This window comes from Pseudovibrio sp. Alg231-02 (genome assembly GCF_900143565.1).
Lineage (GTDB): Bacteria > Pseudomonadota > Alphaproteobacteria > Rhizobiales > Stappiaceae > Pseudovibrio.
The window spans coordinates 1,216,040-1,233,554 of record NZ_FREX01000001.1 but is presented as its reverse complement, the minus strand read 5'-3'; the positions used below and the strand labels follow the sequence as shown (position 1 = coordinate 1,233,554).

The 17,515-nt window shown below is 53.4% G+C and carries 14 protein-coding genes; 8 read left to right on the top strand and 6 right to left on the bottom strand.

Annotation, left to right across the window (positions count from 1 at the left end; genetic code table 11):
* Nucleotide 1: 1 nt before the first annotated feature.
* Genes DHN43_RS05425 through nagA form a run of 3 tightly spaced genes read left to right on the top strand, consistent with a single transcriptional unit; the run spans nucleotide 2 to nucleotide 3,389 of the window.
* The gene (locus DHN43_RS05425; RefSeq protein WP_108817946.1) at nucleotides 2-937 is read left to right on the top strand and encodes an ROK family protein; all 936 of its coding nucleotides are present in this window, start codon (nucleotides 2-4) and stop codon (nucleotides 935-937) included.
* Entirely contained in the window at nucleotides 934-2,247 is a 1,314-nt protein-coding gene (locus DHN43_RS05420; protein ID WP_108817945.1) for a class II D-tagatose-bisphosphate aldolase non-catalytic subunit, read from the top strand. Before DHN43_RS05425 ends, DHN43_RS05420 begins: the two co-directional genes overlap by 4 nt.
* A complete protein-coding gene (gene nagA, locus DHN43_RS05415; RefSeq protein WP_108817944.1) occupies nucleotides 2,244-3,389 on the top strand; it encodes an N-acetylglucosamine-6-phosphate deacetylase in 1,146 nt (381 codons plus the stop codon). Before DHN43_RS05420 ends, nagA begins: the two co-directional genes overlap by 4 nt.
* Before the next feature lie 24 nt (nucleotides 3,390-3,413).
* On the opposite strand, the gene DHN43_RS05410 is transcribed toward nagA, so the two are convergent.
* From DHN43_RS05410 to DHN43_RS05400, 3 genes are all read right to left on the bottom strand, one after another.
* A complete protein-coding gene (locus tag DHN43_RS05410; RefSeq protein ID WP_108817943.1) occupies nucleotides 3,414-4,724 on the bottom strand; it encodes an HlyD family type I secretion periplasmic adaptor subunit in 1,311 nt (436 codons plus the stop codon).
* The gene (locus DHN43_RS05405) at nucleotides 4,721-6,940 is read right to left on the bottom strand and encodes a type I secretion system permease/ATPase (RefSeq protein WP_208994862.1); all 2,220 of its coding nucleotides are present in this window, start codon (nucleotides 6,938-6,940) and stop codon (nucleotides 4,721-4,723) included. Before DHN43_RS05405 ends, DHN43_RS05410 begins: the two co-directional genes overlap by 4 nt.
* Nucleotides 6,941-7,425: 485 nt before the next feature.
* Complete coding sequence (locus tag DHN43_RS05400; protein ID WP_108817941.1) at nucleotides 7,426-8,322, bottom strand: LysR family transcriptional regulator; 897 nt, start codon at nucleotides 8,320-8,322, stop codon at nucleotides 7,426-7,428.
* A gap of 146 nt (nucleotides 8,323-8,468) precedes the next feature.
* Between DHN43_RS05400 and DHN43_RS05395 the strand changes: the two genes are divergently transcribed.
* The 3 genes from DHN43_RS05395 (at nucleotide 8,469) to DHN43_RS05385 (ending at nucleotide 11,615) form a co-directional block, all read left to right on the top strand.
* Nucleotides 8,469-9,383, top strand: a complete 915-nt coding sequence (locus tag DHN43_RS05395) for an epimerase (RefSeq protein WP_108817940.1) — start codon at nucleotides 8,469-8,471, stop codon at nucleotides 9,381-9,383.
* 116 nt (nucleotides 9,384-9,499) lie between these two features.
* The gene (locus DHN43_RS05390; RefSeq protein WP_057463794.1) at nucleotides 9,500-10,240 is read left to right on the top strand and encodes a glutamine amidotransferase-related protein; all 741 of its coding nucleotides are present in this window, start codon (nucleotides 9,500-9,502) and stop codon (nucleotides 10,238-10,240) included.
* Between the two features lie 61 nt (nucleotides 10,241-10,301).
* The gene (locus DHN43_RS05385; RefSeq protein WP_108817939.1) at nucleotides 10,302-11,615 is read left to right on the top strand and encodes an NAD(P)/FAD-dependent oxidoreductase; all 1,314 of its coding nucleotides are present in this window, start codon (nucleotides 10,302-10,304) and stop codon (nucleotides 11,613-11,615) included.
* Between the two features lie 8 nt (nucleotides 11,616-11,623).
* Here DHN43_RS05385 and DHN43_RS05380 read toward each other — a convergent pair whose 3' ends face one another.
* The 3 genes from DHN43_RS05380 to DHN43_RS05370 form a co-directional block, all read right to left on the bottom strand.
* Nucleotides 11,624-12,601, bottom strand: a complete 978-nt coding sequence (locus tag DHN43_RS05380; protein ID WP_108817938.1) for a hypothetical protein — start codon at nucleotides 12,599-12,601, stop codon at nucleotides 11,624-11,626.
* Between the two features lie 189 nt (nucleotides 12,602-12,790).
* Nucleotides 12,791-13,711, bottom strand: a complete 921-nt coding sequence (locus DHN43_RS05375) for an SDR family NAD(P)-dependent oxidoreductase (RefSeq protein WP_108817937.1) — start codon at nucleotides 13,709-13,711, stop codon at nucleotides 12,791-12,793.
* Nucleotides 13,708-15,090, bottom strand: coding sequence for a flavin-containing monooxygenase (locus DHN43_RS05370; RefSeq protein WP_108817936.1), 1,383 nt, complete (start codon nucleotides 15,088-15,090; stop codon nucleotides 13,708-13,710). The genes DHN43_RS05375 and DHN43_RS05370 overlap by 4 nt, the downstream gene beginning before the upstream one ends.
* A gap of 146 nt (nucleotides 15,091-15,236) precedes the next feature.
* Between DHN43_RS05370 and DHN43_RS05365 the strand changes: the two genes are divergently transcribed.
* Together DHN43_RS05365 and panB are read left to right on the top strand one after the other, a co-directional pair.
* Nucleotides 15,237-16,301 (top strand): AraC family transcriptional regulator, encoded by a 1,065-nt coding sequence (locus DHN43_RS05365; RefSeq protein ID WP_108817935.1) that lies wholly within the window; start codon nucleotides 15,237-15,239, stop codon nucleotides 16,299-16,301.
* A 319-nt stretch (nucleotides 16,302-16,620) separates the two neighbouring features.
* Nucleotides 16,621-17,427, top strand: a complete 807-nt coding sequence (panB, locus tag DHN43_RS05360) for a 3-methyl-2-oxobutanoate hydroxymethyltransferase (protein WP_108817934.1) — start codon at nucleotides 16,621-16,623, stop codon at nucleotides 17,425-17,427.
* Nucleotides 17,428-17,515 lie beyond the last annotated feature (88 nt).

Sequence of the window (17,515 nt, the reverse complement as noted above, 5' to 3'; positions counted from 1 at the left end):
TATGGTTCGAGCTGGCGGCATTGATCTGGGCGGCACCAAAATCGAGGCAACCGCCTTTGATAGTGATTGGGCGGTGGTTGAAACCAAACGCATACCAACCCCTCAAGATTCCTACGAAAATCTGGTTGACGCTCTCTGCGAGATGGTCGTGTGGCTGGAAGAAACCGCAGGCTCAAAAGGCTTGCCGGTTGGTGTCGGTATTCCCGGCTTCCATTCCAAACGAACCGGCAAGTTCCTCACCGCCAACCTGCTGGCCTCAGGCCGCACCGTCCATCAGGACCTGATCGACAAGTTGGGCAGAGCCGTCGCGTTTGAAAACGACTGTAACTGCTTCGCGCTTTCTGAAGCCATGTTGGGCGCAGGCCGCAGCTATGCCAGCGTCTTCGGCCTGATCATCGGCACAGGTGTTGGTGGCGGTTACTGTTCCAACGGTACGTTGATCTCGGGCCTGAATGGGGCTGCTGGAGAATACGGTCACCTCGGCATTCCCTACATGACCATGAAGGAACTCGGGCTCGACGGTATCCAATGTGGTTGTAGTCGCACCGGCTGCTTTGAGACCTATCTGGCTGGCCCCGGAATGCGCCGCCTCGCCAAACATGTCACCGGCAAAGACGCCGATGCGAAGACCATCACCACGGCAGCCGCTGCTGGTGATCCGCAGATGCAGGAAGTCATGCGTATGTGGGCCCGTATCGCGGCGGAACTGGTTGCGGCGCTTCAATGCACGGTGGACCCGGACTGCATTGTGCTCGGCGGTGGCCTTTCCAAGATCCCGAACATCGACCGCCTCATTGCGCAAGCTCTGCCCGGCCATTTGCTGGACCAGACCGAGCCGCCCGAGATCCGCGTTGCAGAATACGGTGACAGCAGCGGCACACGCGGAGCAGCGCTTGCAGCTGTCCAAAACTATCAAATACTGGAGGAGCCGTCATGAGCAACCCTTTGCTTGAGGTGATCACTGCCAACCGTGCAGGCGCCAGAGCCGCGCTTCCCTCCATCTGCTCCGCGCAGCCGGATGTCATCCTTGCTTCCGCTCTGCTCGCAGCAGAAAAAGGCACGACCCTGCTGCTGGAAGCGACCAGCAACCAGGTCAATCAGGATGGTGGTTACACAGGGATGAAGCCAGCCGATTTCGTCAGCTATGTCAAAGGCATTTGCGCCACTGCCGGATTGCCGGAGGACGCGCTCATCCTCGGCGGCGACCATCTCGGCCCGCAAGCATGGCGCTCCATGCCAGCTGATCAGGCCATGGCAAAAGCCAAAGAGCTGATGAAAGCCTACGTGCAAGCTGGCTTCACCAAAATCCATCTGGACTGCTCCGAAGGGTGCGCAGGCGAAGAGGCTCAGGTCGGTGATGAACTCAGCGCCAGCCGTGCTGCGCAATTGGCTGCTGTTTGTGAAGAATATGCACCAGACCCAAGCCGCCTCAGTTACATCGTCGGTACGGAAGTTCCTCCTCCCGGGGGCGCGCGTGAAGAAGGCGAGGCTCATAGCATTGAGCCAACCCCACCCGCGCGTGCCTCCCGTACCTTGCAAATGCATTTTGAGAAGTTCGATGAGCTGGGCCTGCAGGATGCAAAAGGCCGTATCTGCGGCCTTGTCGTGCAGCCGGGTGTCGAGTTCTCACCCTTCCACATCGATCATCTACCCGCTGATGACGGCAAAGCTCTGCGAGCAGCGCTTGACCCATTCCAGACCGTTGTGTTCGAAGCGCACAGCACCGACTACCAGCTGGACAATGCGTTCCAACGCCTCGCCAACATGGGTTTTGCGATCCTGAAAGTCGGCCCTGCGCTCACCTTCGCCTACAGGCAGGCCATCTACGCGCTCGATCAGTTGCTGGACTGGCTGGAAGAAGACAAGCGCACCGCGCCAAAAATCTCGAAGATTCTGGAAGCAGAAATGCTGTCTGAGCCCAAGTACTGGCGCTCCCACTATCAGGGATCGGATCAGGAACTGCGCCTGCTGCGCCACTTCAGTTATGCAGATCGCATCCGGTATTACTGGCCGCGAGAAAAGGTACAGGATGCCCTAAAGGCACTCTTTGCTGCCCTCCAAACCCATGAGATTCCAAAGGTACTGCAGCTTCAACTGTTTGCATCTCGCACTGTTGAACGTGCACGGGCTTTGCAGCGCCATGGTTTTGGCATAGAGAAGGCGCTGGTGCTTGCTGAAATCCAGCAGGCATTGGACCCATATTTCTTTGAGAGAGTTGAGGCACCTCAGCTTGAGGAGGCTCTATGAGCACCGCACCGGGCAACCAAGACATCTGGCTGTGTCCAGATCAGCTGTTTGACGGCCAGAACCTGCTAACCGATACCGCCATTCATCTCGTGAATGGCAAATGTGCAGGCCTGTCTCCAGCAGACCAGTTGCCCGCTGATGCGACCGTGAAAAAACTCTCTGGCCTCATCACGCCGGGCTTCTTTGATATCCAGATCAACGGCGGCGGCGGGGTTCTCTACAACACCTCTCCATCACCAGAAGGTCTGGCTGCTATTGCAGCGGCGCACCGCCAGTTCGGCACTACAGCCTTACTGCCAACAGTCATCACCGATGCGCCAAATGTGCTGGAGGACGCCGTTGAGGCCATGAAAGATGCTTACGGCACCTATGGCATCAAAGGCATCCACATCGAAGGCCCGCACATCAGTGTAGAACGCAAAGGCACCCACGAAGCCAGCTGGGTTCGCCCACTCAACGAGCGCAGTTTGCAGCTGGTCCGCGACCTGCGAGATCGGGACATCCCGGTCCTCATGACGGTCGCACCAGAAGGCGTTGCCAAAGGTGATGTTGCAAGACTGGTTGAGATGGGCGCAGTTGTCTCTATCGGCCATACTGATGCAGGCGCAGCGCAGATCAAACCTATTCTGGAAGAGGGCGCAAACCTCTTCACACACCTGTTCAACGGCATGTCCCAGATGGTCAACCGCGAGCCCGGTGCAGTTGGAACGGGCATCAACAGCACCGCCTATTGCTCGCTGATCGTAGACGGGCACCACGTCGCCGATGATATGCTCCGCCTTGCCATACGTGCACGGCCTGTCAAAGATCATATGATCATCATCAGTGATGCTATGCCAACTGTCGGCGGACCGGAAAACTTCAACCTTTACGGTCATCAGGTCTATCTGGAAGACGGCAAGCTCATCAACAAAGCCGGATCTTTGGCGGGGGCACATGTCACCATGCTGGAGTCTGTTGCGCGCATGGTAACGGAGCTTCAGTTCCCGGCAGAAGAAGTGCTGCGCATGAGCCTGTCCAATCCGGCTGTCCTGATGGGGCTGCAACAGTCCGTGGCCTCTCTGCAAAACACTGACTTGGCCGATATGCTGTTGCTCGCACCGGACTATAAATCCTTCTCATTCCTCTCGCCTATGCTCTAGTTTGCTGCGAGAGGAGTTGCTGTCTCACCGCTCGCGAAATGCCTCCGCTTTCACCTTGAGCAGTGGTTTGGCAAGATAACTCAGCACGCTTTTCTCACCGGTCAGAATATCAATGCTCGCCGTCATGCCCGGCGTGATGGGCAACGGGTTTTGCTCTGATCCCAGATGGTTTTGCTTGGTCCGCACAATCACCTTGAAAAACGCCTGTCCCCGCTCGTCCTCTGACGTGTCCGGACTGATCCGCTCCAACACCCCGTCCAATCCACCATAGATAGAATAATCATAGGCCGTGATTTTCACGCTCACATCCTGACCCGGATGTAGGAAGGCCACATGTTGCGGCTGGATTTTTGCAGCAATCAGCAAAGTATCTTCCAGCGGAACAATCTCTATCAGTGGCTCACCAGTCTGAACCACCGCCCCAATGGTGCTGACATTAAGTTTGTTGATCACCCCGCGAACGGGTGCCACCAACGCACTGCGATGCACCCGATCCTCCGCCCCACGCAGCCGCTCCTCAATCACAGCAAGTTCTGCTTTGGTCGCCACCAGATCTGACTGTGACTGAGAGGCAAACGTCGTCTGCGCGGAAGCTACCTTTTGTAGAACCTCTTCCTTGGCAGAGCGAGCGCTTGCAAGAGAAGCCTCCAGCATCTGCCGCTCCCCCTCCAGAGTTGTGTACTGTCGCTTGAGCCGCAAAAACTCGATCTCTGGCAGGACACCACGTTTATAGAGCTGCTGGTTGATCTCCAGTTCTCGCGCAATGATGGTAAGATTGGCGCTCAGCATCTGTGCTTCAGCTTCAAGCTGCTTCAGATCCTGTTCTTTCTGGCTGAACTGACTGCGAAGCACCGCAACTTCCGCAGCAAGCTGCTCTTTGCGAGCTTTATAAACCGCCAGCTCTCGCTGCAAGAACGCGGCAATGTCGGCAGGCGTGTTTGAAAGATCAAGCGCCAGATTTGCCTGACGGGCCTCAGCGGTCAACCGTGCAAGACGAGCCTGCAACGCATACTTCTTCTGCAACAACTCCCCCAACTGAGAGGCAAAGCCGGTATTATCCAGTTTCACCAGAACCGCCCCTTGCTCAACGATCTCACCCTCATAAAACAACACCTCAGAGACAATCCCGCGTTCTGGAGCTTGCACAATCTGCATCTGACGAGAAGGGATGATGCGTCCATTGCCTCGTGTGACCTCTTCCACATGCGCAAATGCAGACCAGACGAACAACAGCAGCATAATTGCGGCACATGTGAAGATCAGGATTCTGGACTGCTTTGGGCTGTGAAACTCTGGCAAATGCAGCGGTGTAACGGGAAGCGACCAGCCCTTCATGCTCTCAGCCTTTCTTCAATCGGAACCTGCGCAGGCTGTGGCACTTCATGCAGACGCGGTTGCTGCATGGATTGCTTCACTTCCTCGCTCGGTCCATCTGCAATGATGCGGCCTTGATCCAGAGCGATCAGCCGATTGGTGAGCTTCAGGAGGGAAGGGCGGTGCGTGCTGATAATGAGTGTCAGAGAACCGTTGTTATAGCGCCGCAAGCCACGCAACAAACGCTGCTCCGCGGAAAGATCCAGCTGACTGGAGGGTTCATCCAGAAACAGGATCTTCGGCTTGCGCAAAAGAACACGAGCCAACGCCACACATTGCCGCTGCCCACCAGAAAGCGCAGCTCCGTTTTCACCCACAATCAGATTGTAACCAGCTGGATGCTTGTTCACGAGGCTATGCAGCCCCGTTACATGGCAAACTTCCTCAATCTCCTCGTTGGAAAGGTGTGGCAATCCAAGGCAAAGGTTGTCTCTCAACGTGCCCTGAAACAGCGTATTGTCCTGAGACAGATACCCAACAAAATGGCGCAGGTCTGCTGGATCAAACTGGCGCGTGTCAATTCCATCAATGAGAACAGCACCCTCAGAAGGATACCGAAGCCCGCTCATCAGCCGGCCTACGGTCGATTTTCCGGACCCGACACACCCAACCAGCCCAATCGTATCCCCAGGCTCAATCGAGAAATTGCAGTGGGTCAGGCTAGCCTTCTCACTGAGTGGATAAGAGAAGCTGACATTTTGAAACTGAACTTCACCACGGCAGCACCGCAGGTTTGCAGTTGCTTTTCCTGTCTTGCGTTCTGTTGGCTGGCTTAGCAAATCTCCAAGCTGGCGATAGCTGTGCAGGACTTGACGAAACCGGACCAACGCATTGGCGATAGAAGAGATTGGCGCCAATACACGGGCTGACAGCATCATCGCAGCAATCAGCCCGCCCATGTTCACGGCACCCGCCTCAACCTGATAAACACCCCAGACAATAATCAGCACCGACACCATACCTTGCACATGCCCTGTTCCCACCATTGCCAGATTGGACCAATGACGGCTCTGCAACAGGATCTCGCTGCTGCGGTCAACAGACTGCTCCCAGCGGGATTGCATGTGGGCCTCTGCATTGAGAGCACGCACTGTCTCGTGCCCACCCAATGTCTCCATCAAAATGTTCTGCCGCTTGTTCCCTTCAAGGCTTGAGGCTTGAACGGTTCGCTCCAAAGGCAATTGAGCCGCCAGATTAAGCAGGCAAACCACGGGCACAGCAAGCAGTGGAATCCAGGCGATGGGGCCAACGATGAAAAACAGGATGCAGATGAAAAGACCGACAAAGCAGAAATCCAGCAGGGCGATCAAGGCAGTTGAGCTGAAGAATTCGCGGAGCTTTTCATAGTCATGAACAGTCCCAGCGTATTCTCCGGCACTCTTGGTCTTGGCAGAAAAATCAATGTTCTGCACATGAGAGAAAATCTTGGAAGCCAGCCGCCGATCTGCCTTTTTACCAAGGCTGTTGAGGATGGATGATCGCGCCACCTTCAGCAAACTATCTCCCGCCAGTGCCAACGCCACACCAATTGTCAGAGCCCATAGCGACGCCACAGCGAAGTTGGGCAGGATGCGGTCGTAAACATTCATGATGAACAAGGGGGAAGCGAGGGCAAGGCAGTTGATCAGCAATGTCCCGAGCGCAACATTGCCATAGTCAGGCCAGAACCGTGTGAACTCGGACCAGAACCAATGCTTGTTGTCTTGATGAACCTGCCCACTGCTGTCGCGTGCATGAAGAGATGAAAATAGGATCGCATACCCTGAGTATGCCCGCTGCAAAATATCCAAGCTGAGATACTGCGGTCTTTCCAGATCTAAGGGGTCCAGCAGTTTGGCCTGCCGTGTGGCTGCGTCATAACCCACCAGCAGGCGCAAGGCTCTGTCATGAAACACCAACAGGCACGGAAGGCTGCTGCTGGAGATCTTGCTAAGAGCAATCCGTTGCTTTTCGGCTTGTAACCCACAATTCTCGGAGGCTTTTTCAACCTGAGAGAATTGCAACCGCCCATTGATCAGCGGAAGTCCGGCAGTCAACGCTGTTTTACTGAGGAAATTCCCATGGGCGCGGGAGACATAAGCGATGCTTTCAATCAGGGCGTCCAGCACCTCATGCATTGGATGGCTACCTTCCTCAGTATTGAGGGCATGAGGGCTGGACAAGCGAAAATCACTCACGGCGTGTTCCCTTGATTTATGACAGTAATCGCAGTTTCATTTATTTGTTTTTTCGAGGGGCCACGCTTTGTTTGGTCTTCTTGCGAGAAGCAGAAAGGTTAGGAGATACAACGCATTACAGGTATCAAGTAATCTCTCAGTTCCCGCTAAGAAGTTTCGGTGTTCTTGTGGGATCTAAGAAAACACCCTGAGTAAAATGTGGCAATCTCGGGAACTTGTACTGTCAAATAAAGGGGCAAAAATAGCAGGAGTGTATTTACCAAGGCATTCGCTATAAGATCAGCGCCTTAAAATTCTGATTGTCCGGAATCGCAAGTTTCCCAATGAACACAGCGTTTCTCTCCAAACCAACATATCCGAAAGTTTGAGAGTGAGCGTGTGTACGAAAGGGGATAGTGGGATAATTTCCCCTACGGCAAGTTATCCCATGCATTCTTAGGGGTAAAACACGGGACCAGTGAGGTTCAGCACCCAGAACCTCTCAATCACAATAGCTTAGGCAGTTTCCCGGCTAAGAAATCAAAAAACAGCTTTATGCGTGGAATTTGCTTGAGAGTGTGCGGAGAAGCCAGCCAAACAGGCAAAGCAGGCAATGGGTCCTCCAGATCAAGGCGCACAAGGCTGTCATCCTCAAGGCCGATTCCAATCTGACCAAGACCAACCCCACATCCAGCACGCACCAATTCCCAGTAAGTCACCCTGTCATCACACCGCACACTAAAGAAGTCCCGGTCCACGTTCAGGCCAGCTTCCTGCATGCCGCGCAGGATCAGGTCAGACCTGTCGTACCCGATCCAATCAAGCGCTAAGAGTTCCTCTCTTGTGCTCGGCATGCCAACCCGCTCTACAAACGCGCGGCTTGCAAAAAGCCCCAATGGTGTCTCGCCAATCTTCTTGGCAACAATATCCAGCTGCGTCGGCGTAAACATGCGCACTGCGATGTCAGCTTCCTGAAACAACAGGTTTTGCGCATCGTCAGAAGGGAGAAGCTCAATCTGGATCTCAGGGTAGTTCTGCCGAAATTCTGCAATAAGCTTTGGCAGCACATAATGAGAGATCACCTGACTGGCGGTGACACGCACAGGCCCAGCAAAACCGCTTTGCTTGCGCTCTTCTGCATGTAGCAGAAACTGAGCTGCCGCAGAATGCATAGCCTTGGCGTGGGGCAGCAACGCTTCCCCATCCTCTGTCAAGCCAAGCCCGCGCTGATGACGGTAAAACAACGAGACGCCCAGCTCCGCCTCAATCGCCTTCACTTGTCGCCCAATTGTCGGTTGGCTCTGGTTCATCTTCTTGGCTGCAGCTGAAAGACTACCTGTCTCCGCAACCGCTACAAAAACACCAATGAGATCCCAGGAAAGATGATGTAGTCTTCTATTCATAATTGAATATCATACCTGCATTTCATTCGAATTTACATAGGAAATAGAGCGCCTACTATCGTGTCTAAAGCGTATTCCCAAAACGTGACTACCGATGTTCGGATAAGAATATGCGATTTGGAAAAGAGTATTGGACAGGAGCGGTCATGAGACCCGTAGCTTTGATTTTAGGTGCCTCTGGCAGATTTTCAAAAAACATGACTGAGCAGTTAGAAGCTGCAGGCTGGGAAACCCGCGCCTTTGATCGTGCAAACCAAAACATGAAAAAAGCTGCAGAAGGTGTTGATGTCATTGTGAATGGCGCAAATCCACAATATCCGCACTGGAAGCGGGATGTGTTGCCCTTCACCCACAAGGTGATTGAAGCAGCCAAACATGCTAAAGCCACAGTCATCATCCCGGGCAACAATTACTGCTTCGGCCCAAACATGAGCTCTCCCATTGGCCCGCAAACACCTCAAAAAGCAACCAACGAACTAGGTGTGATCAGAATAGAACTGGAACGCCTCTACAAAACATCAGGTGTGCAGACCATTTTGCTCAGAGCTGGAGACTTCATCGACACCTCCGCCAGCGGCAACTGGTTTGACCTGATCATGTCCACCAAGCTGGAGAAGGGGAAGCTCATCTATCCCGGCAAGACCGATATACCCCACGCATGGGCGTATTTGCCGGATATGACGCGTGCTGCCGTCCAACTGCTGGAAATGCGAGACCAGTTGAACACCTATGAAGACATCTCATTCCCCGGTTACACGTGGACGGGGAATGAACTCCGCAAAGCACTCACAGAAGTCACCAAACAGAATGTGAGCATCAAACAGTTCAGCTGGTGGCTGATCCGTCTGAGCCGACCTTTCTGGCCCATGGCAAAACACCTTTTAGAAATGCGCTATCTTTGGGATACCCCGCATTGGATGGATAAAACACGGTTTGATGAGCTGCTCCCTGACTTTGAGGCAACACCGGAACGGGAAGCTCTGAAGCAGGCCATCAGCCATTTACCCGCTTTCCAGCTGAACAAGCCGATCTCACTGAGACAGCCCAAAAGAGCGGTATGAGATTTTGCCTGAAGTGGCCTCCAAGAGTTTACAGAGGCAAAGCCGACAGGATATAACTGAGTAGTCCAATCAGATGTATTATGCGGCATTTGCCTCTTTGAATTTTGGAGTGCTCTTTGACCTTTAAACTTGGAATTCTGGAAGTTGGCCGACCACCCGAGAACCTGAGCAAGACATTCGGTGATTACCCGTCAATGTTCGAAACGCTCCTGAAGGATCAGGGGGGCAATTGGCATTACATGTCTTACCCTGTGGTGGATGGCCAACTGCCTCAAAACGTTCATGACTGCGACGGCTGGCTGATCACCGGCTCCAAGCACGGTGTCTATGATGATCTTGAGTGGATCGACCGGCTTAAGACATTTCTGAAAACGGCCTATGACGAGCACGTGCCAATTGTCGGCATTTGCTTCGGACATCAGATCCTTGCAGAAGCGCTGGGCGGTAAAGCTGAAAAGTCCAACAAAGGCTGGGGCTGTGGCGTCTTCACTTACTATGTCCTGGAAAATCCCAATTGGGTGCCAGAGGGCCTGACCAGTTTTTCCATTGAAGCCTATCATCAGGATCAGGTGACAAAACTGCCAGCAGATGGAGAGGTCATCGCGTCCTCAGATTTCTGCGAGTTTGCAGCGATCGATTACAAGGGCAGGGCGCTCACGCTACAAGGGCATCCGGAGTTCAACAAGGACTACTCAGTAGCCCTGTTTAAGGAACGCCGGGGTGACACGCTGCCTGAAGACATCGCCGATCATGCAATCGCCTCCTCGGAAGCGCCCATGCAAATTGGAGAGGTCGCACACATGATCGTAAACTTCATTCAGCAGGCAGCAGTGAAAGAAAAGCAAGAAGGGCACTAACTGTTGCCCTGCGCTGTTTAAGAGGCTCGGGTTTGCAACCTGAGCCTTCTCAAGGACTTATATGGCTATTTCCCAAGGCTTTCTTCACGCCAATGATAAGGCAGGCCAATACCCAGCCTCCTACTACACCGCGACCGCAAACAAGCATCTCTCCTTTCCCGCACTGGAAGGCGAGCATACCTGCGACGTCTGCGTCATCGGCGCTGGTTATGCAGGCCTGTCTTCTGCGTTGCATCTGGCTGAACGTGGTTACAAAGTCCATCTTCTCGACGCTCACCGTGTTGGTTGGGGAGCCTCAGGCCGCAACGGCGGTCAACTCGGCAGCGGCCAGCGGAAAGATCAGGACGAGCTGGAAAGTCTTGTTGGTCTGGAGTGTGCCAAAGAACTCTGGAACCTTGCTGAAACCGCCAAGTTCCTGACGAAAGATCTCATTGCAAAACACCAGATCCAGTGCGACCTGAAACCGGGAATTCTCCACGCAGATCACAAACAAAGCTATGTGAACCACAGTAAGGCCTATGCCGAAAAGCTGGCAAACACATACGGTTACGAAGAACTTCGCTTCGTAGACTCTGCCGAAATACAAGAGATGCTCGATACAACGGCGTATCATGGTGGCACACTGGATATGGGGGCAGCTCATCTGCATCCGTTCAACTTCGCACTGGGTCTTGCTGAGGCTTGCCAGAATGCTGGCGTGCAGATCTTTGAAAAGTCAGAGGTGCTGGAGGTCGAAAAGGGCGAGCCAGCTAAGTTGAAGCTCGCCAATGGACAAGTCACTGCCCGCTACGTGGTCTTTGCCTGCAACGGTTATATTGATAGCCTTGAGAAGCGCGTCGCGGCGCGAGTCATGCCCATCAACAATTACATCATTGCCACCGAACCACTGGGCGAAGATTTGGCCCGCTCACTGATCGCCAATGATGTAGCCGTGGCAGACTCTCGGTTCGTGATCAACTACTACCGTCTGTCCGCAGACAACCGTCTCTTGTTTGGGGGAGGGGAAAGCTACAGCTTCCAGTTCCCGCGCGACATAAAGGCCTTCGTCCGCAAACCTATGCTGCAGGTTTACCCGCAGCTCAAGGACGTATCCATCGAATACGGCTGGGGCGGAACGCTGGGCATCACGCTCAACCGCATGCCATACTTCGCCAAACTCGCCCCCAACATGCTCAACGCCAGCGGCTTCTCCGGTCATGGTGTCGCCATGGCAACACTGGCAGGTCAGCTCATGGCAGAAGCGATCGACGGGCAAGCCAGCCGGTTTGACATCTTGGAAAAAGTCCCAACCCACGCCTTCCCCGGTGGCCGCCATTTACGATGGCCCCTGATGGTTCTGGGCATGCTCTACTACAGCCTGCGGGACAGGCTTTAGACGCGAATTCAGACCGGAATGAAAACCTGACGCACGGATGAACTTCTTACCATTTCTTCGCCGTGTGTTGTGGAAAGGGATTGGTAATTATGAGTGTCATCGGAGTAACCTTTTCCTGCGCCATGGTAGCCAGAAACCTCTGGGTGTTCAAAACCAGCCTTCTTAAGGTCATTCGCTAAGTATTGAGCAAATGCCTGTTCTCTGTCTACTTCGATGAACAGAAAACTATTAATTTTTGTTTCGGATGCGATTGCCAAATCTTCTGGCGCGAAAGATGTAGGCAATCGCGCATCTGCACCAAAGCATGATACCACGCGAATATCTGAAAAGGACTTGTTTAACCCTCCATGCGCAAGTTCTTTGGCTATGTCTTGAGACCATGCAACTTTGTAGCCATTTTCGCTTGAGCTCGTTTTTGAAGTAATACCTGCTGCACCCTGTAGTCCATGTCCTGCAATATAGAGCTTGTCTTCGCCCTTTTTCAGCGTACTCAGGATGCCCGTTTCCTCGTTACTGATTACGTTGACTCGCAATAGTGCATCAGCACGCCATGCATGATCACTTGCAGCACTCAGCATGTCTTCAAATTTATCAGGACCACACGCGGCTATGAAGCCATCTTCTGAGAGATCATTGTCCGCCATGTAGGAGTTAAAACCAGAGGCAAGATCACCAGCTTCTTGGTACATTTTCTCAGCGAGTTGATACTTCTGTATTTCGAGTTCAGCCTTGTCAGCGTTTGTCGCAACAATAAGAGAGCGCAAATCTTTGCCTGCCTTGTCCCTCGATAAATTGGTGCCAGAAACCATTTTGAGTATATCGTCAGAGGCGAACGGTGCGTAGAAATACCCCGTTTTGTTGTCCTTCGAAGGTTCTGCACGCGGCTGAGTTACCTCCTGAGCGTCAGAAGGACGAACATCAGGCGCAGTATGCACCTGTTCACTGGAGGAGGGGATCGGTGATGAGGCTAAATTCGAAATAGGCATAAGGCACCAATGTTATAGATTAGATGCCAACCATAGAGGCCTACTTATGCGTGCACTGTGACATTTAAGACATCCTGCATGTGACGATGGGGCCAGTTAGGACACTCAGGTCTTTGAGTTATGTGATTTGCGTTTTGCCTTACAGGAATATGCGTCTTGCATTTATTCTTGGCAGTCTGTCGTTGGCACTCAGCTCTTCTCCAGCTCTTGCTCCATTTCCGGCTTGTCCAGATAAAGCCGTTGCCGCTGATAAAGCTTGCCGTCAACCTCCACCAGCAGCCCTTGTCTGCGTAGTGAAGCCACATATTTGGCCATGCCTCGTCGTCCTTTCTTTTCAAAGAACGGCAGAATACGAGGCATCATGTTGGGTAACAGCATGGCCAGACGTGTCAGCCAGGAGTCGCTGGCTTTTGGGTAACGCTCCAAACATGGTTTTTCCAGATGCTTCACGAACTGATCAGCCACCACGCTGGGCGATTGCGGTTCATCGATGAAATTAAGCACGCTGCCACCTTCTAACGCTTCCTGCCGCAGCATGTAAGTATCTGTGGCCGTGGGCAGAACGCAGCTCACCTTGATGCCATGCAGGTCTTCATCCAGCGCAAACGAAAGCATGGCACCACGCAGTCCAAACTTGGTCGCTGCATAAATAGGTGTTTCGCGAAGCGGTTGTATGCCACCAAGAGAGGTGGTTGTGATGATACGTGGATCATCGCCCTTCAGCAGATAAGGCACAGCCAATCGGCTTAGCAGCAACGGTGCGATCATGTTGATGGTGATCTCTTCTTCAATGCTCTCTGGCGTGCGCTCATGAAAGCGATCAACCTTGGTGATCGCCATATTGTTGATGAGTACATCCAGCACGCCAAAGTTCTCTTCCACCTCGCGCAAAAGACGTTCCATCTCCTCGCGCTGTGTCAGATCTCCCACAAACACATGAACCCGCAGGTTATCCAGCCGGGCCTGAAGTTCCCGCGCAGCCCGGCCATTTTTGTCGGCCAGCACGAGGTTCATTCCCCGCTCATGCAAACGCGTGGCGATGTGGCCGGCAATGTCTCCACCACCACCAGTGATCACCGCCGTACGCCCCTGAAAACGATAAGTGCTCATGCTGCCACCTCCGCTTTCTTTGCGCTCGGTGAACCCTTTGGCTTAGGTGCAGCCCGCTTGAAGCGAATTTCCTCCGGGAAGGTCCAGCCCATCCGCTTGTAAAGCTTCTTCACATACTTGGTGTGCGCTGTGGCATCACAATAACCCGCATGGCGGTCCGTCTTCAAAAAGTGGATGCCACCAGAAAGATCCGGCGTTTCACTGCGGATGATTGCGTCCAATTGGCTGGCACGAGATGGATTGTCTTGCTGGTCCTTCAGATAGTTGGCAACCAGCCCAGCCATATAGTCAAACCGCTTGTAGGCGCCGGAGTTGGTCTCGATATAGCTGATGCCAAACAGGTTTTTGTGCTCGCGGGAGGCTGCCTGAATAAACATCTTGGGCCGTCCGCCCTCATAGCTGAAATACTCACCCGCAAAGTCCAGCTGCTGGTTGAACCCGGTCGCGCACAGGATCAGGTCAATCTCTTCCCGGCTGCCATCTTTAAACACCACGTATGAGCCATCCAGATGGTCCACATCCGGCTTCACAGTCACATCACCATGTTGCAATGAATGCACCAGTTGAGTGTTGAGCAAAGGATGGGTCTCGAACAGCTTATGATCCGGTTTGGGAATGCCAAACCGTTGCAGCGTACCATTGAACATACGCAGCAACAGCGTGAAGAACGGGCGTATCATCCAGACAGGCAGATCAGGGCCACCATCAGCAAACACGTCCGCAGGCATGCCAAAAACATGCTTGGGAATGATGTAATAGCCGCGCCGCATGGAGATGAAGGCCTTCTCCCCCAAGACACCCGCGTCACAGGCAATATCACAGCCGGAGTTGCCCGCTCCAATCACCAGCACGCGCTTACCGTCAAACTCACGAATGTTCTTGTAAGTCTGGCTATGGCGGATCTCACCATCAAAGGAGCCTTGCAGCTCCGGCATGTTGGCCTGCCATTGCGAGCCCGTAGCGCAAACCACGGCCTTATACTCGCGGCACTCCCCGTTGGAGAGATGAACCTGCCAGCGATCCTTCTCAGTCTTGGCCAGTTTTTCGATCTTGGTTGAGAAGGTAATCTTCTCACGCAGCCCATAAGCCTCTGCGAAGTCGCGCAGGTACTTCAGGATTTCGGTGTGTTTGGGATAATCTGCGAAATGGTCTGGCATCGGAAAATCCGCAAAGCCAGACAAGCTGCGAGAGCTGATAAAATGCGCGCTCTCATAAATGGCTGTACCATCGTGCTTGATGTCCCAGAGACCACCCACATCCGGGTTTGGGTCAAACTGATCCCATTCGATGCCGTTGTGCTGTAATGCCCGGGCCATCACAAGCCCCGCCGGGCCTGCACCAGCAATGCAAACCGCGTCACCCCTATCTACAATCTCCACCGTTCCCTCCCCGAACTGTGAAAATCTTACCCTACGGCAAGAGGAGGCAGGTTTAGAAGGACATATACGGACGTAGGGCGGACAAATTCGGTCATATCTTGCGGTCACTCCCGTGTTTCCGTAGCATGACTGCTTTGGGAGAGGGCATGCATTCTGAATTTGGCCAGTTGGCACCGCCAGAAGTGGCGCAGCATTCAAAGGTTCCACCGCACCTGTTGCGCTATCTGTTGCAGGAGCTGGAGCAGCGCGGCATCGCCGCAGAAAAGGTGCTGCCTAACACATTCCTGAGCCAAAACACTGACCCCTCGGTGTTTCTGTCTCACGAGGCCCGCCTGACCTATCAGCAGAGCCGTCTCATTATCCTCAAGGCACTGGCGTTGACGGGAGATGAAAGCCTCGGCCTTGCTGTCGGCCACCGTCAGTCCATCACCTCTCTCGGGCTCGTCAGTCTTGGCGTTATGGCAAGTGCAACGGGAAGAGCGGCGCTTGAGTTCGGCATCAAGTACCACCGCCTGACCGGAAGCATGCTGGAGATTGATCTGGAACCTGCAACCGATAATGCAATCACGATGATTGCGCGCAGCCGGTTCCATGAGCCAGCGTTGCTCACGTTCTTCGTGCAGGAACTGTTTGCCGCCATGGTAGGCGTTGTCCGCTTCACAACAGGAAGCAAGCAAGCCATTCAGCGTATTGAGATGATGCAGGCACCACCAGCAAAGAAAAGCCTCTATCAGGAGGCACTCGGACCATCTGTCAGGTTTGATGCGTCACGAAATGCAATATTTTTTGACGCAGAGCACCTGCAACGCCCGCTGGCAACCGCAGACCGGTTTGTTGTGCAGGAAGTTGAAACACTTCTGGCAGGCATGATGCAGGAAGAAAGCAACCGTCTGGGTTTCCTTAAAACCGTGGAGGAAGAAGTCCGCCGTGGCCTGAAAAGCAACCCATCAATCGAAGAAATTGCGGGTGGGTTCTCCATGGGTGAACGTAGTTTTCGGCGCAAACTAGCCGCTTTTCAAGTCTCCTTCCGCGATATCCTCTCGCAGATCCGCCAGTCGCAAGCCATGGAGCTGCTCTTATGGTCGCGCTTGTCATCTGAACAGATCGCAGCAGAGCTCGGCTACTCGGATCCAAGGGTGTTTCGAAGGGCATTTAAGCAATGGACAGGGGAGACACCAAGCCAGTTTAGAAAGTCCGCAACTCAACTGTGAATGGTACATACCGCACCAAAAGTCCCATTGGGTATCTCAACGTTATTTTATATTCTCCGAAAATTCCTTATAAAGGCGCAGGAAGCACATGTTGCACTGCGCAATTCCGAAAGACAAAGAGTGGCTTTCGGTGAGGTCGCGTAAAGACATAAGTCTGAAAGCACAGGCACAGATCAAAAACCAATAATAATAAGCGTACGCCGGTTTGATGCTGAACGGACTGGCAATGAGTGCGCGGAATAACAAAGAATGAAGGCAGTTGGATTGCTCCAGACAAAGGGCCAGCTGCTTTGGATGAACGAAACGGGCACCTAAAACAATGTCTCATACATCTGCGACTCGGCGGAAAACCATTAAAGACATCATGAAGGCAAAAGGCCATCACAAGCTGGTCTGCCTCACGGCCTACACTGCACCAATCGCACAGATGCTGGATGAGCATTGCGATCTGCTGCTGGTGGGCGACAGTGTCGGCATGGTGCTCCACGGCTTGCCAGACACGACAGCAGTCACGCTGGACATGATGATCATGCACGGCAAAGCCGTTATGCGTGGTTCTCAAAACGCACTTGTTGTCGTTGATATGCCTTTCGGCTCCTTTGAAGAAAGCCCACAGGCCGCATACCGCAACGCGTTGCGCGTGATGCAGGAAGCCGGCTGTCAGGCCGTCAAGCTGGAATACAATTCCGCAGCGCCAGAAACCATACGCTTTCTCGTAGACCGTGGCATTCCTGTTGTCGCTCACATCGGCCTGCGCCCCCAGTATCTGCATGTGGAAGGCGGCTATAAAGTTGCTGGCAAAAGCGAAGAAAGCCGCAAAGAACAGCTGGAATGCGCACGTCAGGTGGCCGATGCTGGTGCATTCTGTGTTGTTGTTGAAGGCACAAAAGACGAAGTCGCTCGCGAAATCTCCGACAGCGTACCAATCCCGACCATCGGCATCGGTGCTTCTGTTGACTGCGACGGCCAGATCCTCGTCACCGATGACATGCTCGGGATGTTCGACAAGACGCCAAAATTCGTGCGCAAGTACGCTGAACTGAAATCTCAGATCGAACAAGGCGTAAAGGCGTTTGCAAATGACGTTCGCCGTGAGCAATTCCCGGCTGAGAACGAAACTTACTAAGATCGAAGACCGTCGTCGGGATCAATAACACCTGCTGGATTGTGTGCAGGTCCTGACGGCTTTGCTCCCCAAAATTTGGAAATGTCAG